Genomic DNA, 23,353 nt, shown 5'->3' on the forward strand with positions numbered 1-23,353 from the left:
TATAAGGGCTATAGCGGTTAGCAACTGTTATGCTGACCGCTGTACCGAGATTTTAGCTAGTCCAATCAAGGCTTTTTTATAGTCTGAGTCGGGGACTGGCTTTAAAGCGTTAATAGCTTGTTCTGATGCTTCTATCGCTAGACTTTTTGTATACTCTAAAGAGCCTGCTTGCTTCATGGCTTCCATAATCTCATCGAAGTGTTGCATACCGTCACCGGTTTCAATTGCTTGTTTTATCATACTGGATTGGGCGTCGTTACCGTTCCACATAGCATGCAGCAATGGCAGAGTAGGCTTACCTTCAGCTAAGTCATCACCTACATTTTTACCCATTTCATCTGGATCGGCATCGTAGTCAAGTACGTCATCAATAAGTTGAAATGCAGTACCTAAATACTTTCCATAATCTTGCATCGCTGTTTCAATTTCTTCTGATTCGTCTGCAAGTACAGCAGCAAGTAATGTAGCAGCTTCAAACAGGCGAGCTGTTTTACTGTAAATGACTTCCATGTAACTGGCTTCGGTTGTATCTGGATCGTTACAGTTCATTAACTGTAATACTTCGCCTTCAGATATGACGTTAGTTGCGTCTGATAAGATTTCCATTACGCGAATACGTTTTAAACTTACCATCATCTGAAAAGAGCGTGTATATAAAAAGTCACCTACTAACACGCTTGCTTGGTTACCAAAAACTGCATTGGCAGTTTCTTTACCACGGCGCATGGTAGATTCGTCAACAACATCATCGTGTAGTAAGGTGGCAGTGTGAATAAACTCTATGATAGTGGCAAGGGTATGGTGATCGTTATTGGTAATTTTTACGGCATTTGCTGCAAGCACCGTTATTAATGGACGTAAGCGTTTGCCACCACTGTTGACTATGTAGAATCCAAGTTGATTGATAAGTGAAACGTCAGAGTTGACCTGCTGTTGAATTAATTCATTTACAGCCATCATATCTTGGTGCGCTAGTTTATTGATGTCTTCTAATTTCATGCCTTCACTTTTAATAAGCTACAGTTTCCATACGATTAAATTCGCAGACGGATTTTACAGAATTTTAATAGGGTATCCAGTCACACTTAGATATATATCCCATAATAGTACAGTGATAATGTAAAACGTTGGTTATTTAACCAAATTAATTAAAAAATGGGCTTGCTTGGTGATATCGCTTCACGTACAATTCGCGCCCTGTTTTTGAATATAGTGTCAAGAGACACAGAGCGGAGTTTAATTATGTACGCGGTTTTCCAAAGTGGTGGCAAACAACACCGTGTGGCTGAAGGCCAAACCGTTCGCCTAGAAAAAATCGAAGTGGCTCCTGGTGAGTCAGTTGAGTTCGATGATATTTTAATGGTGAGCAATGGTGACGATATTAAGATTGGTACACCTTTTGTTAGTGGTGGAAAGGTTACTGCTGAAGTTGTAACTCATGGACGTGGCGAGAAAGTAAAAATCGTTAAGTTCCGTCGTCGTAAGCATTCACGTACCCAAATGGGTCACCGTCAGTGGTTCACAGAAGTGAAAATCACTGGCATTAGCGCTTAATAGGAGTAATTACAAATGGCACATAAAAAAGCTGGTGGTAGTACTAACAACGGCCGTGACTCAGAAAGTAAACGTTTAGGTGTTAAGCGTTACGGTGGTGAGTCTGTATTAGCTGGTAACATTATTGTTCGTCAACGTGGTACTAAATTCCACGCTGGTGACAACATGGGTATCGGTAAAGACCATACTTTATTTGCTTTATCTGATGGTAAAGTTCAATTTGAAGTTAAAGGTCCAAAAAATCGCAAATTTGTGAGCATTGTTGCTGAATAAGCAGTGAGTGTATTATTTTTAAAAGCCCCGCTTTATGCGGGGTTTTTTGTTTAACCCGTATAAATTATGTACTACTTGTTTTAAAGTTTTACACGCTATACTGGTTTAAGTCGTTTTATTATCAAGGTGTTAAGTAAGTCATGAAATTTGTAGATGAAGCTGATATCCGCGTTGAAGCTGGAGATGGTGGCAACGGCGTTGTTGGTTTTCGCCGAGAAAAATATGTCCCTGATGGCGGCCCCGATGGCGGTGATGGCGGTGATGGTGGTAGTGTCTATTTAGTCGCTGACGAAAACTTAAACACCTTGATTGATTATCGTTTTGAACGGTTTCACCGCGCCGAGCGAGGAAAGAACGGACAAAGTGCTAATTGTACCGGTCGAGGTGGTTCTGATTTAGAGGTGAAAGTACCTGTTGGAACCAGAGCTACAGACAGTGACACCGGAGAAGTTTTAGGTGATTTGACTAAGCATTTGCAAAGATTGAAAGTTGCTCAAGGTGGCTATCATGGTTTGGGAAATGCGCGTTTTAAAACCAGTACTAACCGGGCGCCTAGACAAAAAACAAATGGTACTCCTGGGGAAATCAGAAACTTAAAATTAGAGCTGATGCTACTAGCCGATGTAGGTTTATTAGGGATGCCAAACGCGGGTAAGTCGACATTTATTCGCAGTGTATCCGCTGCTAAGCCTAAAGTGGCTGACTACCCATTCACTACTTTAGTGCCTAACCTTGGTGTTGTGCGTTTAGATGCAATGCGTAGTTTTGTTATTGCCGATATTCCCGGATTAATTGAAGGTGCGGCTGAAGGTGCGGGCTTAGGGATACAGTTCCTGAAGCATTTAGAACGTTGCCGGGTGTTATTGCATTTAGTGGATTTAATGCCTGCTAACGGCACAGATCCTGTAGATAACGCTAAAGCGATTGTCGGTGAATTAGAAAAGTACAGTCCGAAATTGGCTGCTAAGCCACGTTGGTTAGTGTTTAACAAAGTTGACTTGATGCTAGAAGAAGAAACCGAAGCTGAATGTAAACGTATTGCAGAAGCTATTGGTTGGGAAGGTGAGTATTACCAAATCTCTGCTTTCCAAAAGCTTGGTACTCAAGAGTTATGTCACCATGCCATGGACTTTATCGACGCATTACCTGAAGAAGTAGCAGAGCCAGTAGACGATGATGGCGGCTTTAAATGGGACACGCCACAAAAAGATTCCTTTGAAAGCGGCACTGCTATGGACGATGATGATTTTGATGACGACGACGATTTTGAAGGTGATGATGACTTTGAGGTTATTTATACCAAAGAATAGAGTTCACTAGAGCACTCTGAGCTATGAGGGCAGTTCTTTGATGAATTGCTCCCTCAAATTTTGATAAATTCAAACGTGTAATATATTCATGATGCAAATTTCAATGATTGCCGCTATGGCAAATAATCGTGTTATTGGTTTTAATAATACTATGCCTTGGCACCTTCCTGCAGATTTAAAACACTTTAAAAAGGTAACTTTAGGTAAGCCTATAATCATGGGTAGAAAGACCTATGAGTCGATAGGCAGTGCTCTGCCTGGGCGTTTGAATATTGTGGTGAGTTCAAATTCTAACTTTACTTTAAGTGATGCGTCAGTGGTCAGCGATTGTGATGCAGCAGTTAACCTTGCCAAGGACCATTTTGACTCTACGGATATAGTAGAACAAGAAGTAATGATTATAGGTGGCGGAACAATTTATCAGCACTTTTTACCTGTGTGTCATCGCTTATACCTTACACATATTGATCTTGATGTAGAGGGAGATACCTATTTTCCAGATTATGAAGGTCAATATTTTTGGAATGAGGAGTCAAAAGAGTCTTTTAAAGGTGACGACGCAAACCCATATTCTTACCACTTTATTAATCTTGTGAAACAGGCTGAGCAGGCTTAGATATTAATAGCGTAAAAGTATAAATATACCCGTAAATTGCAGTAATCAATATGCTAGGTGTGACGGTTAACCATAAATTTGGTGTTTGATTTATAATATTGACAGTAATTGCTATGGCTCCTTGAATGCTTATGGGAAGTAAAGGAGCTAAGGTAGTTCCGGGTAAGGCGTTATTTTTTAGATAGGTTGCCGATTTATCTAATACATTTTTGAATGTTTTAAAAATAGCAACATTCTGCTTAGTTTTTGAATGAACTGTGCAAATGATGGGAACTACAAATATTAAAGAAATATAACTCTTTTCAAACTTTCCTACCGTTTTTTCCAAAATATATGTAAATAGTATGGTGATAGTGGCACTTAAGGTTCCTTGGACCAGTGCTGACCTTAATAAAACCGCAGTGTTTTCGGTTACTAAACTATTTGCCCAATATGACCAAGCAAAATAAAAGGCAAAAGAGATAGTCGCAGACAAGGTTAGTCGCAGAGTCGATGACATATATAGGTACCTGAAAAGTCGCAAAAAAGCCATAATACAACGGAAAACTTCGAACTAATACGATACCAATAAACAATTTGCGGTACACTTTTCTTTCTTAACAAACTTGGAGTATGTATATGGCTAATGTGACTTTAAAAGGAAATGTTTTTGAGACTAGCGGTGAGCTGCCTTCTGTAGGTGAGCAAGCTCCTAACTTTACTCTAGTTGGTGCAGACTTATCTGAGATCAGTTTATCTGACTATCAGGGTTCTAAACTGATTCTAAATATATTCCCATCTGTTGATACTGGGGTTTGCGCTACTTCTATTCGTACGTTTAATGAAAAGGCTACAAGCTTAGAGGGGACCAAAGTACTTTGTGTTTCTGCTGATTTACCCTTTGCTGGCGCAAGGTTTTGTGGCGCCGAAGGCATAGAAAATGTTTTGACAGGCTCTTCTTTTCGTAGTGATTTTGGCAAGGATTATGGTGTTGTCTTTACTACTGGCCCACTGGCTGGATTACTATCTCGTAGTGTTGTAGTAATAGATGAAGAAGGTAAAGTTATCTACACAGAGCAAGTTGCTGAAACAACGGAAGAACCAGATTACACAGCCGCTATAGCTGCGCTTTAACACTTATAAAAAATAAAAAAGCCTCTGATGAGGCTTTTTTTAAATTAGATATTTTACGCTAGGTTGTTAAAGACTGACTCTAAGCTTAGTCCTTGGCTTCTTAAGGTGTCTTTTAAACGCCTTAATGCTTCTACCTGAATTTGACGCACCCTCTCTCGAGTCAAACCAATTTCGAGTCCCACATCTTCTAATGTGGAAGGTTCATAACCTAGTAGCCCAAATCTACGAGCTAGTACCTCTCTGTGTTTTGGGGTTAACTCCTGAAGCAAATTAACTATATTTTGCTTCATACCGGCGTCTTGCAAGGTATCTTCTGGCCCATCAGCTTTTTCATCTGCAATTAAATCGAGCAAAGCTTTATCATTATCACCGCTTATAGGTGAATCCACAGAACTGATCCTTTCATTTAAGCGCAGCATCTTTGTTACGTCTTTTACTGGCTTATCTAGAGCTTCTGCAATTTCTTCCGCGGTTGGCTCATGATCTAGTTTTTGTGACAGTTCACGAGCCGCTCTTAAATAAACATTAAGTTCTTTAACAATATGAATGGGTAATCGTATTGTTCGGGTTTGGTTCATTATGGCTCTTTCGATGGTTTGCCTTATCCACCAAGTTGCGTAAGTAGAAAACCTAAACCCTCTTTCGGGATCAAACTTTTCTACTGCTCGAATAAGCCCTAGGTTCCCCTCTTCTACCAGATCAAGTAGGGCTAAGCCTCGATTGTTGTAACGTCTGGAAATTTTGACTACTAAGCGAAGGTTACTGACAATCATACGTTTACGGGCTGCTTCATCGCCTTTTAGCGCACGTCTGGAAAAGTAGACTTCTTCTTCAGCAGATAACAATGGTGAGAATCCGATTTCGCCTAAATAGAGCTGTGTTGCATCTAAGTTCTTAGGTGAGTCTTCTAGATTGCTAAGCTCTTCTTTTAACTGAGCTTTATCGCTTTTGTGTGTGGGAGTGGGTTTGGATCTAGTGCTATGTTCCGCTTCAATTACATCTAATAGTTCGTTTTTCATTGGATTAATTCCTCAATGTTATGTTTTGGTCTCCTTGTTTCTCAATTATTATTATTATTTATAGTTATTATCGTTTGGGTAGGTAACGCAAAGGGTTTACTGATTTTCCCTTATACCTAATTTCAAAGTGAAGCTTTACCTTATCGGTTCCACTTTTACCCATAGTGGCAATTTTATCGCCAATTTTTACCCACTCTTGCTCTTTTACTAATATGGTATCGTTGTGAGCATAAGCGGTTAAATAGTCTTCAGAATGTTTGATTATTACCAGCTTTCCAAAGCCTCTTAAAGCATCACCAGTGTATACAACCTTTCCATCAGCTGAGACCCAAATGGGCTCTCCCTGCTCTCCGTTGAAGTCTAAACCTTTGTTACCTTCATCTTTAGCAGAAAATCCTCTAGAAACTTTGCGTGTTGTAGGCCAAGACCAAGCTGTAACTTGGTTAGGGAATTCCCCCCCTGAAGACACTTTGTTTTCGTTTTTAACATTTTTTTCACTTTTACCATACGCCTGCTTTTTAGGCGGGTCAATAGCTTGTTTCTTAATTTTTTGAGGTGAAGACGCTGTAATTGTTGATGAATGAGTTGGAGATGTTTTTTTACCGCTGCTTAGCTGTAGTTTTTGTCCAGGATAAATATGATAGGGAGAGGGAATGTTATTAAGTTTGGCTAAGTCTCTAAAATCATGACCAGTGTACCAAGCTATTGAATACAGAGTATCACCAGCCTGAACCTTGTAAGAGGTGCCGTCATACCCTTGTTTTGTAAAGTCTTTGTATGTTTTTCCTTGGTATAATTCTACTACAGGGGCAGGGGTTTTTCTGCTACTGCATCCCCATATGAAAATGCTTGATACTAGCAACAGAACCCCAAACCTAGAATAACGAGAACTATGATTATACTTGTTGTTAAGCATTGTTTATTCGTTATCTGGTGAGCCTATTTTTTCCAATAAAATAACTAAAAACATACCAAATAAAGATAACGCAATTGCATACCAGAGGTAAGCAGTTTGGTTGTTGAGAGTTTCGTAGGTAAAGGGAGAAATATTGTTTTGTACTAGGGGGATTTCCTTTCCGTGGCGGTTAATTACTGACTCAATCGTTTCCTTCCAAGGCCAAACCTTGTTCAGTGAGCCCAACATAAAGCCACCTAACAGGGCTAAGGTCTTGGTTTTATGATGCTTGAACATCCAACTTAATACGTGAGAAAAGCTAATTAAGCCTGATGCACAGCCTGCAGCAAAGATAGCTAATGTGGCAATTTGAAGTTCTTTTATTGCAGTTAGCATGGGCGCATACATTCCCAGAAGAAGTAATATAAAGCTTCCTGATATGCCAGGTAAAATCATCGCGCATATTGCAATCATGCCTGACACAAAAATGATTAAAGGTGAAGACTCTATGCTAGTAGGACTCATAACCGTTATAAACCAAGCACTTACAGCGCCTACAACAAATATCAGAATTGCGGAAATATCCCATTTTTTAATGTGTCTCACTAGTGACCAAACCGCTGCTAATATTAATCCGAAGAAGAAAGACCACAGTAAGATAGGGTGGTTGTCGAGTAGATATAGTACAGCTCGAGAAACGGTTAATAAACTTAATAGCACTCCACCAAAAATCGCCACTAAAAAGTTTCCATTAATGTACTGCCACGCTGCTTTTATTCCTTGCTTTGACAATACCTGCAAAGCACCAAAGCCACATTGCTTAAGGGAATATATAAGCTCTTCATAAATGCCCGTCATAAAGGCGATAGTGCCGCCAGATACGCCTGGTACTGCATCGGCTGCGCCCATTAACATACCTTTGAGGGTAAGTCCGATGTAGGCTTTTGAGTGTCTTGGTTTCAAATGATATCTCCAGCTACTAGTGGTACGAAACGAACTGCTTCGATAATTGATGAAGAAAACTCATCCTGTTGACGTGTAATGCAATGCAGTTGCTGATTAGATTCTCCTACTGGAATGATCAGCCTACCCCCATCGTTTAGTTGTTGGTATAGTTTTTCAGGAACTGAACTGGCTGCTGCGGTAACAATAATAGCATCGTATGGCCCTTTGCTAGACCAACCCTGCCATCCGTCACCATGTTTCATTTTTACATTATGTAAATCTAATTGATTCATGCGTCGCTTAGCTTGAAACTGTAAGGTTTTTATTCGCTCAACAGAGAATACTTGTTCAAATAGTTGCGCTAACACAGCTGTTTGATATCCAGAACCAGTACCTATTTCCAGAATTTTTTGAGCATTGTTGTCTGACTCTAATAACAGCTCCGTCATTCTGGCGACTATATAAGGTTGCGAGATGGTTTGCCCTTGGCCTATAGGTAAAGCTGTATTTTGGTAAGCTTTATGTTTCAGTGCGTCAGGTAGAAATAATTCTCTCGGAATGCTGGCAATAGCAGTCAATACTTTGGTATTTATGATGCCTTCTTGATGTAAGAGTTGAGCTAGGTTTTCGCCTTTGCGTGAAGTTGCTCTCATAATTTACCTATTTTTATTAATATATGGTTTTAATGTCATGTTTAGCGATACTTACTGATGATTCTTGGTTCGGTAAGCTCGCAATATTAATGTTCTCTAGTCGATTTATAGTATCAACGACAGGTTTTAATGCGCTAGCAAAATTTAACCTGTTCTGATTATTTTTTAAATATTAACTAACTCTCGAAGCACAGATGTAGCAAATGCACCAGAAGGCAGAGAAAACTCAAGGGTAAGGGTATTATTATCTATGATCCACTTTAGGTTAGTGGGATACAAGTGTGCCGCTCTTCTTTCTTGTTTTAGCCCCAAGCTCTCAAGTGTTTCAGTTACAGACTTGTTTGCAGAGGCGATGCTTTCTTCAAATGCTAGCACAGCCTCTTTACTTGGCAGATTACCTGCGCCCCACATGGGCGCAGAAATAAAAATATCCCTTTGCTTTAGCCTGTTGATTAGGGTGTCATTAATTTCGTCAACACAAAAAAAGCTATTGCTGCCTGCTAGCTCCATGACGTCACCTAATTGAGGTGTGGTTAGGGTATTATTTTGTATCTTGTGATGGATAACTTCGTTAAAAAACCAGGAACGCATTGCTGAAATAGCCATAGAGCGTTTATTTCGATTACGAATAGGCTCACCAGCTATCATTTTCTCAGCTAGGACTAGGTTCCCTCCTTTTGGATCGTATCGAGTATCCCCAAAACGTTGTTCACCAAAGTAATTGGGAACACCAAGAGTACTAATTGTCTCTAACCTCTCTTCTAAACCTGCAGTGTCAGTTAGCTCTTTTATTCTAATTTTGAAGTGATTAGCTTTTAACACGCCAGTTCTAAGTTTTTTATTGTGACGAATAGTTTTAAGAACCTCAGCTCCGTCTACATCAAAATTAGACCAGTCTATATCCGTTTTTCCTGGAAGGTGTATCCCAAACCATTGCTCAGTTTGGGCATGTTTATCTTTTCGACCTGCATAGGTTACAGCCCGCAAGGGGAGCTTTGCATACTTAGCAATTTGCTCTGCCAAAAAGGCTGTATTTAATCCTGTTTTTCGGACCCAAGCGTAGATATGTTCGCCTTCACCTATGGGTTCATAACCCAAGACCTCTTTCACTTGAAAGTCACAGGGAGAGTCTTTGAACAAACCACTTATATTAAGTTTAGGATATAGATAGCTCCAGTGCTGTATATCCATAGTTATTGGCTTTCTATTGCAGTAAGTAAAACCACAGAGTGCGCAGCTATGCCCTCTTTACGACCTGCAAAGCCCAACTTTTCGGTAGTAGTTGCCTTTACATTGACCTGAGAAATATTAATAGATAAGTCTGTGGCTAATATTTTTCTCATGTCTTGAATATGTGGAGCCATTTTTGGCGCTTGCGCGACTATAGTCATATCTATGTTGCCAACTTGGTAGCCTTCTTTAGTGATTAGCTGTGCAACATGTCTAAGAAGTTCTCGGCTATCAACTCCAGATAAAGCTGGGTCGGTATCTGGAAAGTGTTTGCCTATATCGCCTAGTGCAACAGCACCCAGTAAAGCATCACATAATGCATGAATGGCTACGTCACCATCTGAATGGGCCAATAAACCCATTTCATAATCTATGCTAACGCCAGCAATTACGATTGGGCCTTCACCCCCAAATTTATGGACATCATAGCCGTGACCAATACGCATATTCATTTTATTGCTCCTCGAGAGCTTTCTTAATTGTTAGGTTGAGATAGATAAAACTCAGCCAAAAGTAGATCTTCTGGTTGTGTCACTTTGATATTTGAGGCGCGACCTTCCACTAAAAGCACAGTTTCGGATATAAATTCAATTGCTGATGCCTCATCTGTAATTTCTACCCCTTTTAAAAGCGCTGAACTAAGTGCATGTTTTAGTAAGGGAAGGGGAAAAAATTGAGGCGTCAATGCATGCCATAGGTTATCTCTAGACTCAGTATGTTTGACTCTGCTTTGACGTTTGTTCGCTGTTAACACTCCTCGCTTCATCGTGTCCCGCACAGGGGCTGCTAATATCCCACCATGGGGGCCAGTGTCAGCTAAATTCAATAATGCAGATAAGTCAGAGTGTTGTAGGCAAGGCCTTGCTGCGTCATGCACCAATACCCACTTTTCATTATCTGGAAGGTAATTCAAGCCCGCTAAAACAGAGTCACTTCGTTCTTTACCACCGGTTACAATTTCAAGGTTAGGGTGTTTAGAAATGGCTAAGGTTTTGAAAACTGTGTCGTTAGGGTTCAAGGCCACAACAACTGTTTTTATTTGCGGATGGGCCAGCAGGTTTTCTAAAGTGTGTTCGATGATAGGTTTGCCAAGAATATTTAAATATTGTTTTGGGCAAGCCGCTTTCATACGTTTTCCAATGCCTGCGGCTGGAACAATTACTGAATATTGCGTGGGGGATGGCATGTAAAAGTATTAATTCTCTGTGGGCAAAATACGATAAAAGGTTTCGCCTTCTTTGATAAGTCCCAATTCGTTTCTCGCCCTCTCTTCGGCAGCCTCTAAACCAATTTTTAGGTCCTGAATATCTGCTTTAAGAAGGTTGTTACGTTGACGTAAATTACTATTTAAGGTTACTTGAGTAGCAACTTCTTGCTTTAGATTCATAAAGTCAGTGATACTGTTTTTACCGAACCACAAGCGATATTGGAGAGTAGAAAACAATATAAATAAAATTAAGGTTACCCATTTCATTTTTCTGCTCACCAATAGACTTAAAGTTGGCTTATTATGCCGAGGTTTTTGAGCGAGGGCTAGTCACCTATTCACTTGCGTAGATTAATTAAAAAGTTTATTTAAAATTTTATCTTTGGCTTCGTCTTTTTTCTGCTCAACTAAACTATCTAGTTTAGCTTCCAGCATAGAATTAACAGAGCTTAGATCGCCATCGGCAAGTTGCTCCCAATCGAGAAGTTGTTGAAACTGTTCATTCCCTTCTCCTAACACGCCACTAGTTTGTGCGTTTAATTTTTGCTGAAGCTCATCTAGCTTTTCTTGTTGCTCACTGCTGATATTTGATAACAAAGCACCACCAATTTGCTGATTCAAGTCAGACCCAATTGATAAGTCTAAATCTCCTAGGGTGCCTGCAATATCTGTTGTGAGTGTCAGCTTAGTCAGTTGGTTTAAAGTGTCAGCAACGATATTGGTAATTTTATTGGTGCCTGCAGCATCAATTAATAATTGTTGTAAATCTACTAAACCCTTACCTGAAAGGGTCTCACCAGTTAAAGACAGGTTTCCAGAACTAGACAATAAGCCTGAGTTAAGTTGGCTTGTTATCTTGTCTTGGTTAACCAATGCTAAGTCGCTTAAGGTTAATCCATCTAACGCCCAGCTTTGTTTCGCTTTAGCGCCATTTGTATCACTAAACCATAAGTCGCCGTTAATTTTCAGAGAGTTCCATAACTTGCTCGCGCTGGAGTCTACATAAAAGGTAGTCGCTCTACCGATAATGTCGTGCTGGTAAGTGATGTCAGTCCAGTAGCTACTTATGTTCTCTTCTTGCCATGCTAAAGAAATTTCTGCTTTTTTTATTAATAAATCTGGTAATCCAGCGTTATTGTCAAAACTAATCCACTGGCCTTTGTAAGCTTTCGCTTCTTGTTCAGATTTTTCACTACTTAAAAGCATTGGCCCTACAATTTCAAAAGCTGCGAGAGCATAATGACTCCATTGTCCGATCTTTTCGCCAAACACTAAGGTTGTCACATCTTCGATGGCATCAGGGTCACCGGCTACTAATGACTTAAGTTGATTGTAGTCTTGTGTTGGAGCATCTTTTAACGCGGCTAATTTGGGACTTAAATCAGCTTTCGCATCAGTAACGGCAGTTTTAAAATTCTCTAGCTGCTTTTTATCAGCTTTAATGTCTTCTTTAAGTTCATCAAACTCTTTTTTAGCCGCTAACAGTTTGGCTGCGTCTTTATAATCGGTTTCAGTCAATTCTTTAATACGACTTTCATAGCCCTTTAACTTGTCTTTACTAGGTAAGGCTTCATATTGAGCTTGTAAATCATCACTATGCCTATTGTAGGCAGTTGCTACCTCTTCAGCTGCTTGAGTGGTTTTAAGGGGAGATTTAGCTAATATTTCGTCAACACTAGGTAGGTTTTTCGGGTCAGTAAGTTCACTTTGGTTTTCTAACGAATCATTTTCTGATTCGAGGTAAACATCTCCTTCTGAATCCCTACTTGTTCCAAACTCAACCCCTGTGATTTTCAAATCATCAATAATAAACTTACGCAGCAATAATGGCGGTACATCAATGGCTGCTGAAACTGCTTGAGCTTCAAACTTGTTTGTTTCAGGAGCATCAGGAGCCGTCATTTGTATGCGGTTTAAAGTAATACTGAAAGGAGAGAAAGTGTGTTCAACAGACTCAATGTTAACCTCGGCTCCATTTGTCTTGCCCAACACTTTTTCTGCAGCCAGCTTAATCCAAAAATCTAAAAATACGATACTAATTGCTGCAAACAAGCCAACGACAACAAAGAAGGCCACTAATCCAGGCCAGCGAATAATTGATTTCATAACTTATTCCTGTATGGCTTGATAAAGTTGGAAAAAACGAGAACCTTTTATTAGTTGTACGATACGCCACTGGTTAACCCATTTCATAAAGCGTTCTCTGTACTCTTCTACTAATTTTTTACTTATCAATAAAATGGCTGGGAAAAACAGTATAGAAATACACAGGCTGCCCAGTGTAGTGGTATGGTAAATCTGTGTTAATTGGCCAATTGTCGTTCCATAAAAGCTTGTCCATAAAGTCTCTAAACTAGGAGACAGCAATATTGTCTCCCCTAGGGATGAAAAACCGTAACTAGCGGGAATAGCGATAACAGAGAAAACAGCCCAAGCCACTAAAAAGCTGCTGATGTTAACCCGTAAGAACAATACTAAAAACAGTAATATTAAAGAGTGTATTCCAAGAAAAGGAGTCAAGCCCATAATCATGCCAAGAGCAAACCCATAGGCCAGTTGCCATGGTGAATCATCTGAATTCAGTGCTTTAAATAACTTCGCTAGTAAGCCCATTTATACTCCCTGGAGTCTTATCTAAGTATTCTTACAAAATCGTAACTAAAAAACTCAGACTAACTATTTTTAGAAATGTTCAACTCTTTGATTACATCCAGTTATCATTTCTGCGACGTTTTTTGGGTAGATAAGTAATTATTATGCCTAAAAGCAAACTAATAACCGCGACTATACCTCCACGAGTAAACCATTCTATTTGTGCTGTTTGGTCATGTTCATTAATGGTTTGGGTTAGACTCGCGTTTTCTTTTTCTGCTGCACTAACTTGACTTGTTAGCCTGCTATTTTGAGACTTAATTGACGCTAGCTCTTGTTGTAACAGGTCAATGTCATTTTGCTGCTGTTCAATTGTATTGTTCGCTAATGAAACTTGCTGTTGTAGGCTTGGAACTAGCTCCCTAACACTTTGCGTTGCACTGATAAAATCAGAATCTACCCAGCCTGTGCGCTGTTTATCATCGATAATTTCTGTGAAGTCGTCTTTTTCTTGGAGTAAGGTTACTCGGGTTCCTGCTACTACTGATCCCAATATGCGAAAGTTTCTTCCTGGTCCTGAATGTAAATAAGTGTAGAGTTCATCGGAAATGTAGCGAATTTCACCTTCGCTATCGTTGGGTTCTTGAGCGTTAAGTTGTAGACCAAGTGTACAACAAGTAACCCATAAAAATATTTGTATAAATCGAATCTTCATAATTGAAATTAGCTTAGTAAATCAGCCCTAAATGGTATGGGTTGAGACAAGGAAAGGCAAGTGCTGATTCAATTGAAGCCACTTTTATGCCGCTTCTTAAAATTGATCCATATTTACCTTCAGGTTATTGTGATTCTGTCTGAACAATAGAGAAAAATATCCTGTGGAATTTGAAATAGAGCTGAAGTTATTAACCAATAATAATGCTAGAAATATCTTAGAAAATAAATTACTGCCAACACTAGGTGGAAAGGTTACAAAACAAGAAGTCGTGCTTGAAAATTACTATTTTGATACACCAAAGCGTTTATTGCGAAAGTTTGATATGGGGTTACGAATTCGCGTTAACAATAACGAGTGCGAACAAACCTTAAAAACTTCAGGGCAGTCCATTGGAGGTTTGCACAAGCGCCCAGAATTTAATGTGTCATTAGATAATTACGATCAAGAAGGCGCTGAGGTGCCAAATTTGAGCTTGTTTGATCCAAGCGCTTGGCCAACTGACTTTGACCTAGTATATGCTCAGCAAAATTTAGAGACTATGTTTGCTACTAATTTTTCTCGCCATATTTATTTGTACGAAAACGAACGTTCTGTTATTGAAATTGTATCGGATATGGGGAAAGTCAGTGCAGCGAATCAAAGTTTACCTATTTGTGAAGTTGAATTAGAGCTCAAAAAGGGGAATGTCAGTGAATTGTTTCAACTAGCCAAAAAAATTACATCATCTATTCCCACAGTCTTAGGTGTACAAAGTAAAGCGGCTAGAGGTTATGGTTTGGCTGATAAAGTAAGTAAGCCAACCCCGATTTTACCGCCGCAAAGTATGAATTTGTTATCAACTACTGAAGAACGAATACTTCTTTTAAATCAGGTGCTTTCACATTTTCAACACTACTCTTCTTGTTTTGGTTTTGAGTCAAGCCAACTCAAGATTAAGGATGTAGAAGAGATATCAAAATCTCTCTCATTGTTAAGTGATTGTTTAAAGAACCTATTCGAGAATACGCAATTTAATGGGTTTTTAGAGTTATATGATGAGTCTTTACAGTTAATATCTAGCTGGTCTTCAGTTACAATTAACATGAAGGTTGAATCGGGTGTCTCTTTCGAACTTCAAGAACACATATCTGAGTTTTTAACACATTCACAAACCCTAGCCTTTCAACTTGAATTAATTCAAGTAATGTTAGAGAAATCTTGGGTTAGCTCGAAATAAATGGGTAATGAGTATTTATACTCATTATTTTGCGTTAAATAGATATTTTAAGGCTATTTTGCGTGTTCTAATTATAAGCAATAAAAAAATGATTTAGTTAATCGATTTTTTATGCTTTACCTAACCTTATAACAAAGTGGAATATATACCCAGAATAAAAAAAGGATAAATTCCGATAATAAATTCAATGCTTATTACCGCTGCGTTGTATCGCAATGGGTAAGTATTAACCCCTACACTACATAAAAGGAGCGCCCATGAAAGCGTCTGACTTATTTATCAAAGCCCTCGAAGCAGAAGGCGTTGAGTACATCTTTGGTATCCCCGGAGAAGAAAATTTAGACTTGTTAGAATCACTTCGTGAATCAAATATTAAGCTTATTTTGACTCGTCACGAACAAGGCGCTGGTTTTATGGCGGCAACTTATGGTCGTCTTACAGGTAAAGTTGGAGTGTGTCTTTCAACATTGGGCCCAGGTGCTACTAACTTAGTAACTCCTGCTGCATATGCACAACTAGGTGCAATGCCAATGTTAATGATTACAGGTCAAAAACCTGTAAAAACAAGTAAACAAGGTCGTTTCCAAGTAATTGATGCAGTAGATATGATGCGTCCTATTACTAAATATACCACTCAGTTAGTAAGTGGTGACCGTATTCCTTCGGCTGTGCGTGAAGCGTTTCGCTTAGCTCACAATGAACGTCCTGGTGCTACACATATTGAATTACCTGAAGATATAGCTGCAGAAGATACATCAATGCAGATATTGACGCCTAGTATTAGCCGTCGTCCAATTGCTGAATACAAGGCAATCAATAAAGCTGTAGAAATGATTGAAGCAGCTAAGTCTCCTTTACTATTGATTGGTGCGGGTGCTAACCGTAAATTAACATCTAAAATGTTAAAAGAATTAGTCGACAAAACTGGTATCCCATATGTCACTACGCAATTAGGTAAAGGTGTATTGGATGAGCGCGATGAGTTGTTCATGGGGAACACTGCGTTATCTTCTGGTGACTTTGTACATCGTGTTATTGATAGTGCCGATTTAATCATCAATGTGGGCCATGATGTGGTTGAGAAGCCTCCTTTCTTCATGAAGCATGGCGGTCGTCAAGTTATCCATGTTAACTTTGAGCCTGCTGCTGTTGACCCAGTATATTTCCCGCAACTAGAAGTTGTAGGTGATATCGCAAATACAATTTGGCAAATAAAAGAACAAGTTGCCTCACAAGACAATTGGGACTTTAGTTTCTTCAAGAAAGTACATCAGGCGTATCTGGATCATAAATCAGAAAGTGAAAATGACGATAGATTCCCTATTTTACCAGAGCGTTTCGTTAAAGATATCCGTGAAGCTATGCCTGACGACGGCATTGTTACTTTAGATAACGGTGTTTACAAAATTTGGTTTGCTCGTAACTATCCTGCAGCTCTTCCAAATACCCTTTTACTAGATAACGCTTTGGCTACTATGGGTGCAGGTTTACCTTCTGCTATGGCTGCAAAAATGGTTCATCCAGATAAGCCTGTAATTACAGTATGTGGTGATGGCGGATTTATGATGAACAGCCAAGAGTTAGAAACCGCAGTACGTTTAAATCTACATATTGTTGTTATCATTTTACGTGATGATGCTTACGGTATGATCAAGTGGAAGCAAGCCAATATGGAGTTTGAAAACTTTGGTTTGGATTACGGTAACCCTGATTTTGTTAAATATGTTGAAAGCTACGGTGGTCATGGCTGGAGAGTTGATTCAGCTGCAGGCTTATTGCCTCAGGTTCAAAAATGTTTAGCTCAACCTGGTGTGCACTTAATTGACGTTCCAGTTGATTACACATTAAATGACAAAACATTAAATCAAACATTGCGTATTCGCAGTGAAGCGGTGTAAGGAGTTACAGAATGTTAGCGAAAGCTTATCCCTATTTTTTAGCCAGTGAAGCTGTCTTTGCAAACGAAGATCTAGAAATTACTAATAAGTACACTAATGAAGTGGCGACTTATGCTGCATTGGCTGATGCCAAGGTTATAGATCAAGCAATTGCGGCTGCTGAAGCAAGTCAGCCAGAGCTAAATAAAATGGCGCCTTATCAGCGTCAGGATATTCTTAATTATTGTGTGAAACGTTTTGAAGAGCGTTTTGATGAATTAGCCCATGCTTTATGTATAGAAGCGGGCAAGCCAATTAAAGATGCTCGTGGAGAAGTTACCCGTTTAATCGACACTTTCCGTATTGCTGCTGAAGAGTCAGTTCGTATGCATGGTGAGGTCATTAACTTAGAAATTACTCCTCGTGCTAAAGGATATACTGGCATGTATAAACGAGTACCAATTGGTCCTTGTTCATTTATATCGCCTTTTAATTTCCCTCTTAACTTGGCTGCTCATAAGATTGCTCCTGCGTTAGCTACTGGCTGTGCTTTTGTATTAAAGCCAGCTAGTCGTACGCCGCTTGGTGCACTCATTATTGGTGAGATCTTAGCTGAAACTGATTTGCCAAAAGGATCATTTTCAATTTTGCCTTGTAGCCGTGACGGTGCAGACTTATTTACCACTGATGATAGGTTTAAATTACTTAGCTTTACTGGCTCACCTCAAGTTGGATGGGACCTTAAAGCAAAAGCAGGTAAAAAGCCGGTTATTCTAGAGTTAGGTGGTAATGCAGCTTGTGTGGTAGACCATGATACTGATTTAGATGATGCCATAGAGCGCATAGTATTTGGTGCTTATTATCAATCAGGTCAAAGCTGTATCAGTGTGCAACGTGTAATAGTTCATGATTCAATTTATGCAGATTTTAAACAACGTTATACAGACCGAGTGGCGAATCTAGTACATGGCGATCCTTTGAACGAAGACACCTTTATTGGTCCAATGATTTCTGAGTCTGAAGCTTCTCGTTTAGACACTTGGGTACAAGAAGCGGTTTCTGCAGGAGCTACCTTGTTATGCGGCGGTAAGCGCGATGGCAACATGTTACAAGCGACTTTGCTTGAAAATGTACCTAATGACGCCTCTATTAATACTGAAGAAGCATTCGGCCCTGTGTCTGTGTTAAGTTCATTTAGTGATTTTGATGAAGCGCTGAAAGAAGTGAACAACAGTCAATTCGGTCTTCAAGCCGGTATCTTTACTCGCGATATCTACAAAGCCCATAAAGCGTGGGATGAACTTGATGTCGGTGGGGTGGTTATTGGTGACGTACCAAGCTGGCGTGTAGACAATATGCCTTATGGCGGTGTTAAAGAGTCTGGTCTCGGTCGTGAAGGTATTACTTTTGCGATGGAAGATATGACTGAAATACGCCTAATGGTATTGCGTACTCCTAGCTAAAATCGCTAATTTTTACTAAAAAACGCCTCTCATATTGAGAGGCGTTTTTGTTTGTGTATCGTTTCAGCTATGCCCGATAAATTAATGGGGCTTTGAATCTTCATATTTATGAATAATCTCTTGGATAGTGTTGTTCGCTTTTAGTTTTTTAGCAGAAGAGGTAAGTGCAGACATTATGCTCTTATCCGCGACTTTTTTTGAATACACTAGGTACATATCTAGTTTTTCTATTAATAATGGCTCCCCTAGCTCTTGACGAGCATAACCTAAATTTTTTAATGCCCAAAAAATATTAGATTCGGGGCCAAATAAGACGTCGATTCTACCTCGCATTAACATTTCAATCATGTGGCTATATTTACTTCCTTCCACTTTCATGACGTCTAAGCTTTTCAGCGCTTCTACTGCAGTGGGCGTTAACCTAAGGTAGCCTACAGACTTTCCTCTAATGTCCGTTAAACGTTTAATGCTAAGGTTATTTCTTCCAACAACGATGAAGTTTACGTCTTGTATATATTCTAGCGGTATAGAGACTTTATTCGTGGTTTCATTGGGCACCAACAGAGCAACATCAATATCTCCTGAACCAAGGTAACCTAACACTCGTCCAAATGGCATTAGGGTGTTCTTATAGGTAAATCCACTGTCATTGACAATGCTATTCACTATTTCATAAGAGCTACCTAACACTTGTCCATCTGCATTAAGATAACCTCTATTACTGGTATCTACAGTAGCTATGTTAATTTCTTTGGCGCAAACAATAGAGCAGATTAGTAAGGTGCAACTTAACAGGGTCTTAAATAGAAGTACCTTAATTTTAGTTGTCATTAGAATTGCTTCATACTCTTCATTTATAGATAAGGTATTGGTGGAAAAATATCAGCCTTACAGTTTTTGCCATATTGTGCGTAGTTCTAAATTGGTTAGCAAGTGACCAAATTTCAATGGCTAGGTTAGCATCATTGTTTGCTTTTACTAAGTCCAACTCCCTATTAACTGAAAAGATCATCGAGTATTTGTTGGGTAAACTCTTTTTTAAGGTAAAACCCCCTGGGGCGAGTTTGAATATTTTGTCCGTTGGCACCAATTGCAGTGGTAAGAGCGCTGCCGTTGGCTGCTTTAGGTCGCATTTGTAAGTACTGACCATGTCTTGCGGTAATTTCTTCTATTTGCCCTAGCGCGATCATCTCCATTAGCTCTTCCCAATCTTTACGTAGCTGGCTTTCTTGCTCTGCACTGGCTGTCCACAAAAATGGTGTTGCGATATGCCTGTCGCTTGGTGGTATGTCTCGTCTCCCGTCAATTGGAACCCATAAAACACGAGCTAACTTGTTTTTAACACTGCTGGTGTGCCATTCAATGCCAGCAATATTGGTAAGAGGGGCATAGCAAACATAGGTTGTTTCAAGGGGGCGACCATTCTCATCAATGGGGAGGGTTTTCAGTTCAACGCCAATTTGAGCAAAGTCTTGACGGGTTTTAGAGCCTGCACTGGCCCCTAAACAGGTTTCGATTAATTGGCCTGTCCATCCTTTCTCTCGCTTAAAGTTTTTAGGAACTTTAATGTTAGCAATAGCAGCGACCTCTCCTAGGGTTAACCCCGCAAGGGTTTCAGCTTTGGCGAGTAGTTCATTTACGCTAGTTGGCTCTGATTGAGAAAGTTTAAATTGTTTCATTTGTTACTGTGAGTAAGCGCTATGCTTTTTTATTCCTTTGAATAAGCAGTAGTTTATGGAAGAATGCATGACATTAAAAGAATTGAGTTCTCGGGAGTCTAAGTGATTGATGCCGAAGGATTCCGCGCTAATGTTGGCATAGTGATTTGCAATCAAATGGGACAGGTTTTTTGGGCAAGGCGCTATGGGCAACATTCCTGGCAGTTTCCGCAAGGCGGAATCGATGAAGGTGAAACTGCCGAACAAACTATGTATCGCGAGCTAAATGAAGAGGTAGGACTCAAACCAGAGCATGTTAAAATTCTGGGTGTTACCAAAAATTGGTTACGTTACAAGTTACCTAAACGCTTGGTTAGACAGGGAAGTAATCCTGTATGTATTGGTCAGAAGCAGAAATGGTTTTTGTTGCAGCTTGTTTGTAAAGAATGCGATGTAGATCTGTTACATTCTGGACATCCCGAGTTTGATGACTGGCGCTGGGTAAGCTATTGGTACCCTGTTCGTAATGTTGTATCTTTTAAACGGGATGTGTATCGCCGTGTAATGAAAGAGTTTTCGTTAACAGCCATGCCAGATAATGGGGTAGCGAATCAAGGGAATTCGCAAAAATCAAAGCGCCGACGTAAGGCATAATAGTGTCACTTGTTGATACAAAACTGAGAGATAACAGAGCCTAATGCTGACTACACTCAAACGTATTGTTCAAGAAGTGAACCAAACCCCTGTGCTAGACGATGCTCTGAATTGTCTAGCTGACAGATTAAAAGAAGCATTGAAGGTAGACTCCTGCAGTATCTACTTAGCAGATTACGACCAACAACATTTTTTGTTATTTGCCACAGAAGGGCTGGCTAAGTCTGCTGTTGGTCAGGTTAAGATTGGCTTTTCCGAAGGTTTAGTTGGATTAACAGCTCAACGAGAAGAGCCTATTAACATTAGCGATGCACCTCATCACCCTCGTTTTAAACACTATCCAGAAGTCCAAGAAGATGATTACCACGCGTTTTTAGGTGCGCCAATTATTCATCAGAGAAAAGTCTTAGGAGTCATAACTCTACAGCAACAGAAAAAAAGACGATTTAGTGAAGATGAAGAAGCCTTTTTAGTCACCTTAGCAATGCAGTTGGCTGTAGAAATATCCAATGCCAAAGCGCGAGGCTCGATCAACTTACTGCAAGAGAATATTCCTAAAGATTGGCAAAAAGCTATGCAAGGTGTGCCCGGCTCTTCAGGATTGGCTGTGGGGTTTGGTTACATTCAAAACTTGTTGGTCAATATTCGTAATCACCTTCCAAAAAGAAGTAATCAAACACAGCAAGAAATACAGCATTACAGACAGGCGGTTAAGAAAACTCAAGAGGACATGGCTGTATTGTCTGATCGTGTGCAAGGTGAAGTTCCAGATGATGTACAAGCCATCTTTCAGCTTTATCATCATTTACTAGACGCGAATAGTTTAGGCCGAGATGTCGAAAAAGAGATTAAAAAAGGCTGGGATGCGCCAACCTCTTTAAAAATGGTTATTGAAAGCTTTATTCGCCAGTTTCAATCAATGAATGATCCCTATATGCGCGAAAGAGCAGTAGATATAGAGGATATGGGGAATCGAGTTTTAGCAAATATTATAGGCATTAGTGCCAATGAGCCTATTACTCGTGAGCCCTACGATCAAACTATTTTAATTGCCGAAGAAGTAACAGCTGTCATGCTGGCAGAGTTTCCAAGTGAAAAGTTGGTAGGAATTATTTCTATTAGAGGTTCCAACAACTCCCATGCTGCCATTATGGCAAGAGCTATGGGAGTGCCAGCGGTTATGGGGCTCGACAATGTGCCTATTGCCATGCTCCGAGATAAAGAAATACTGCTTGATGGTTATACTGGCGATGTAATTGTGTCACCTAATGTGACGATACGCCAAGAATTTGATCAGCTTATACTCGAAGAGCAGTTGCTATCAGAGCGTATCCATTCAGAGGATACGTTACCTGCGCTCACCAAAGATGGTTGCGCGATGAGTCTTTTGGTTAATTCGGGGTTATCTCTTGAAACTGAAGTAAGCAATAATCCTTATTCTGATGGTGTGGGGTTATTCCGTACTGAAATTCCATTCATGATGCGCCAACGCTTTCCAACAGAACAAGAGCAGGTAGAGTTATATAAGGGGCTTTTAAGTTCAGAGCCTGAGAAACAGTTTACAATGCGTACCTTGGATGTGGGAGGCGATAAGCCTTTATCATATTTTCCCATTGTCGAGGAGAATCCTTTTCTTGGATGGCGTGGGATCCGTTTGACTTTAGATCATCCAGAAATTTTCCTAGTACAAATTCGTGCGATGTTAAAAGCAAGTTTTGATTTGGAAAACCTAAATATCATGCTTCCGATGATCACCTCAGTAAGTGAAGTGAGTGAAGCAAAGCGCTTGATACGCCAAGCGTTTAATGAAGTGTATGAAGAAGCAGAAGAAAAAGGCGTCAAGCTTAACATGCCAAAAATTGGTGTGATGTTAGAAGTGCCAGCTGTTTTATATCAGTTGCCACAACTTGCAAAAATTGTAGATTTCTTTTCTGTAGGTAGTAATGATTTAACCCAATATCTATTGGCAGTTGACCGTAATAATGCTCGTGTCTCAGGCCTTTATGATAGTTATCACCCCGCTGTTTTATCTGCACTGCACACGATAGCCAAGACATCTGGTGCGTTAAATGTACCAGTTACCGTATGTGGTGAATTAGCTGGTGAGCCTGGTGGAGTCGTGTTATTGGTGGCTATGGGGTACCGTAAGTTAAGTATGAACACCCATAATTTGTTAAAAGTTAAATGGATAATACGCAATATATATTTAAGTGAAGCAGAGCAGTTACTTGCAAAAGTGGTCACGCTAAATAACCCAGCAGACGTTAGAACTGAGGTTAATCTATTTTTAGAAGAAACAGGCCTTGGTGGCCTAGTTAGAGCAGGAAACTAACGTTTATCCATTTATCGGAGTGCTAATA

General features: G+C 39.8%; 25 protein-coding genes. 10 read left to right on the forward strand and 15 right to left on the reverse strand.

Annotated features, from left to right (window positions below; all coding sequences use genetic code 11):
* Positions 1-27: 27 nt before the first annotated feature.
* Positions 28-999: an octaprenyl diphosphate synthase gene (gene ispB / locus ACMUMK_RS02285; RefSeq protein WP_414699507.1), complete on the reverse strand. Its 972-nt coding sequence runs from the start codon at positions 997-999 to the stop codon at positions 28-30.
* Between the two features lie 243 nt (positions 1,000-1,242).
* On the opposite strand from ispB, the gene rplU reads away from it, so the two are divergent.
* The 4 genes from rplU (at position 1,243) to folA (ending at position 3,753) form a co-directional block, all read left to right on the forward strand.
* On the forward strand, positions 1,243-1,554 hold the full coding sequence (rplU, locus tag ACMUMK_RS02290) for a 50S ribosomal protein L21 (protein ID WP_414699508.1): 312 nt from the start codon (positions 1,243-1,245) through the stop codon (positions 1,552-1,554).
* A 15-nt stretch (positions 1,555-1,569) separates the two neighbouring features.
* Positions 1,570-1,827 carry a 50S ribosomal protein L27 gene (gene rpmA / locus ACMUMK_RS02295; protein WP_414699509.1) on the forward strand — a complete coding sequence of 86 codons (258 nt, stop codon included), beginning with the start codon at positions 1,570-1,572 and terminating at the stop codon, positions 1,825-1,827.
* 140 nt (positions 1,828-1,967) lie between these two features.
* A complete protein-coding gene (cgtA, locus tag ACMUMK_RS02300; RefSeq protein ID WP_414699510.1) occupies positions 1,968-3,137 on the forward strand; it encodes an Obg family GTPase CgtA in 1,170 nt (389 codons plus the stop codon).
* Between the two features lie 88 nt (positions 3,138-3,225).
* Positions 3,226-3,753 carry a type 3 dihydrofolate reductase gene (gene folA / locus ACMUMK_RS02305; RefSeq protein WP_414699511.1) on the forward strand — a complete coding sequence of 176 codons (528 nt, stop codon included), beginning with the start codon at positions 3,226-3,228 and terminating at the stop codon, positions 3,751-3,753.
* Here folA and ACMUMK_RS02310 read toward each other — a convergent pair.
* Positions 3,722-4,252 carry a hypothetical protein gene (locus ACMUMK_RS02310; RefSeq protein ID WP_414699512.1) on the reverse strand — a complete coding sequence of 177 codons (531 nt, stop codon included), beginning with the start codon at positions 4,250-4,252 and terminating at the stop codon, positions 3,722-3,724. The two genes, folA and ACMUMK_RS02310, sit on opposite strands and share 32 nt — an antisense overlap.
* A gap of 119 nt (positions 4,253-4,371) precedes the next feature.
* Here ACMUMK_RS02310 and tpx point away from each other — a divergent pair, with 119 nt between their 5' ends.
* Positions 4,372-4,866, forward strand: coding sequence for a thiol peroxidase (gene tpx, locus ACMUMK_RS02315; RefSeq protein WP_414699513.1), 495 nt, complete (start codon positions 4,372-4,374; stop codon positions 4,864-4,866).
* A 53-nt stretch (positions 4,867-4,919) separates the two neighbouring features.
* Here the strand turns inward: tpx and rpoS are convergent, their stop codons facing one another.
* The 11 genes from rpoS to ACMUMK_RS02370 all read right to left on the reverse strand — a co-directional run bounded on the left by rpoS (position 4,920) and on the right by ACMUMK_RS02370 (position 14,122).
* The gene (gene rpoS, locus ACMUMK_RS02320; protein WP_414699514.1) at positions 4,920-5,885 is read right to left on the reverse strand and encodes an RNA polymerase sigma factor RpoS; all 966 of its coding nucleotides are present in this window, start codon (positions 5,883-5,885) and stop codon (positions 4,920-4,922) included.
* 67 nt (positions 5,886-5,952) lie between these two features.
* Positions 5,953-6,801, reverse strand: coding sequence for a peptidoglycan DD-metalloendopeptidase family protein (locus ACMUMK_RS02325; protein WP_414699515.1), 849 nt, complete (start codon positions 6,799-6,801; stop codon positions 5,953-5,955).
* 3 nt (positions 6,802-6,804) lie between these two features.
* Positions 6,805-7,695 carry a DUF368 domain-containing protein gene (locus ACMUMK_RS02330; protein ID WP_414700314.1) on the reverse strand — a complete coding sequence of 297 codons (891 nt, stop codon included), beginning with the start codon at positions 7,693-7,695 and terminating at the stop codon, positions 6,805-6,807.
* Between the two features lie 44 nt (positions 7,696-7,739).
* Positions 7,740-8,378, reverse strand: a complete 639-nt coding sequence (locus tag ACMUMK_RS02335; protein WP_414699516.1) for a protein-L-isoaspartate(D-aspartate) O-methyltransferase — start codon at positions 8,376-8,378, stop codon at positions 7,740-7,742.
* Positions 8,379-8,543: 165 nt separating this feature from the next.
* Complete coding sequence (gene truD, locus ACMUMK_RS02340; protein ID WP_414699517.1) at positions 8,544-9,569, reverse strand: tRNA pseudouridine(13) synthase TruD; 1,026 nt, start codon at positions 9,567-9,569, stop codon at positions 8,544-8,546.
* A 2-nt stretch (positions 9,570-9,571) separates the two neighbouring features.
* Complete coding sequence (gene ispF / locus ACMUMK_RS02345; protein WP_414700315.1) at positions 9,572-10,054, reverse strand: 2-C-methyl-D-erythritol 2,4-cyclodiphosphate synthase; 483 nt, start codon at positions 10,052-10,054, stop codon at positions 9,572-9,574.
* Between the two features lie 29 nt (positions 10,055-10,083).
* On the reverse strand, positions 10,084-10,794 hold the full coding sequence (gene ispD / locus ACMUMK_RS02350; protein WP_414699518.1) for a 2-C-methyl-D-erythritol 4-phosphate cytidylyltransferase: 711 nt from the start codon (positions 10,792-10,794) through the stop codon (positions 10,084-10,086).
* A 9-nt stretch (positions 10,795-10,803) separates the two neighbouring features.
* The gene (gene ftsB / locus ACMUMK_RS02355) at positions 10,804-11,082 is read right to left on the reverse strand and encodes a cell division protein FtsB (protein WP_414699519.1); all 279 of its coding nucleotides are present in this window, start codon (positions 11,080-11,082) and stop codon (positions 10,804-10,806) included.
* 84 nt (positions 11,083-11,166) lie between these two features.
* Positions 11,167-12,921, reverse strand: coding sequence for a TIGR03545 family protein (locus tag ACMUMK_RS02360; RefSeq protein WP_414699520.1), 1,755 nt, complete (start codon positions 12,919-12,921; stop codon positions 11,167-11,169).
* A gap of 3 nt (positions 12,922-12,924) precedes the next feature.
* Positions 12,925-13,428: a TIGR03546 family protein gene (locus ACMUMK_RS02365; RefSeq protein WP_414699521.1), complete on the reverse strand. Its 504-nt coding sequence runs from the start codon at positions 13,426-13,428 to the stop codon at positions 12,925-12,927.
* 91 nt (positions 13,429-13,519) lie between these two features.
* Positions 13,520-14,122: a TIGR04211 family SH3 domain-containing protein gene (locus ACMUMK_RS02370; RefSeq protein ID WP_414699522.1), complete on the reverse strand. Its 603-nt coding sequence runs from the start codon at positions 14,120-14,122 to the stop codon at positions 13,520-13,522.
* Positions 14,123-14,285: 163 nt separating this feature from the next.
* On the opposite strand from ACMUMK_RS02370, the gene ACMUMK_RS02375 reads away from it, so the two are divergent.
* The 3 genes from ACMUMK_RS02375 (at position 14,286) to ACMUMK_RS02385 (ending at position 18,681) form a co-directional block, all read left to right on the forward strand.
* Entirely contained in the window at positions 14,286-15,341 is a 1,056-nt protein-coding gene (locus ACMUMK_RS02375; protein ID WP_414699523.1) for an inorganic triphosphatase, read from the forward strand.
* A gap of 257 nt (positions 15,342-15,598) precedes the next feature.
* Positions 15,599-17,239 (forward strand): acetolactate synthase large subunit, encoded by a 1,641-nt coding sequence (locus ACMUMK_RS02380; protein WP_414699524.1) that lies wholly within the window; start codon positions 15,599-15,601, stop codon positions 17,237-17,239.
* 11 nt (positions 17,240-17,250) lie between these two features.
* Positions 17,251-18,681: an aldehyde dehydrogenase family protein gene (locus tag ACMUMK_RS02385; protein ID WP_414699525.1), complete on the forward strand. Its 1,431-nt coding sequence runs from the start codon at positions 17,251-17,253 to the stop codon at positions 18,679-18,681.
* Between the two features lie 81 nt (positions 18,682-18,762).
* Here the strand turns inward: ACMUMK_RS02385 and ACMUMK_RS02390 are convergent, their stop codons facing one another.
* Both ACMUMK_RS02390 and mutH read right to left on the reverse strand, forming a co-directional pair.
* Positions 18,763-19,512: a substrate-binding periplasmic protein gene (locus ACMUMK_RS02390; RefSeq protein ID WP_414699526.1), complete on the reverse strand. Its 750-nt coding sequence runs from the start codon at positions 19,510-19,512 to the stop codon at positions 18,763-18,765.
* A gap of 164 nt (positions 19,513-19,676) precedes the next feature.
* Positions 19,677-20,360, reverse strand: coding sequence for a DNA mismatch repair endonuclease MutH (gene mutH, locus ACMUMK_RS02395; RefSeq protein ID WP_414699527.1), 684 nt, complete (start codon positions 20,358-20,360; stop codon positions 19,677-19,679).
* A gap of 102 nt (positions 20,361-20,462) precedes the next feature.
* Between mutH and rppH the strand changes: the two genes are divergently transcribed.
* Together rppH and ptsP are read left to right on the forward strand one after the other, a co-directional pair.
* A complete protein-coding gene (rppH, locus tag ACMUMK_RS02400; RefSeq protein ID WP_414699528.1) occupies positions 20,463-20,993 on the forward strand; it encodes an RNA pyrophosphohydrolase in 531 nt (176 codons plus the stop codon).
* A gap of 43 nt (positions 20,994-21,036) precedes the next feature.
* Positions 21,037-23,325 (forward strand): phosphoenolpyruvate--protein phosphotransferase, encoded by a 2,289-nt coding sequence (ptsP, locus tag ACMUMK_RS02405; RefSeq protein ID WP_414699529.1) that lies wholly within the window; start codon positions 21,037-21,039, stop codon positions 23,323-23,325.
* Positions 23,326-23,353 lie beyond the last annotated feature (28 nt).

This window comes from Paraglaciecola sp. 2405UD69-4, from assembly GCF_047525415.1.
Classification (GTDB): domain Bacteria; phylum Pseudomonadota; class Gammaproteobacteria; order Enterobacterales; family Alteromonadaceae; genus Paraglaciecola.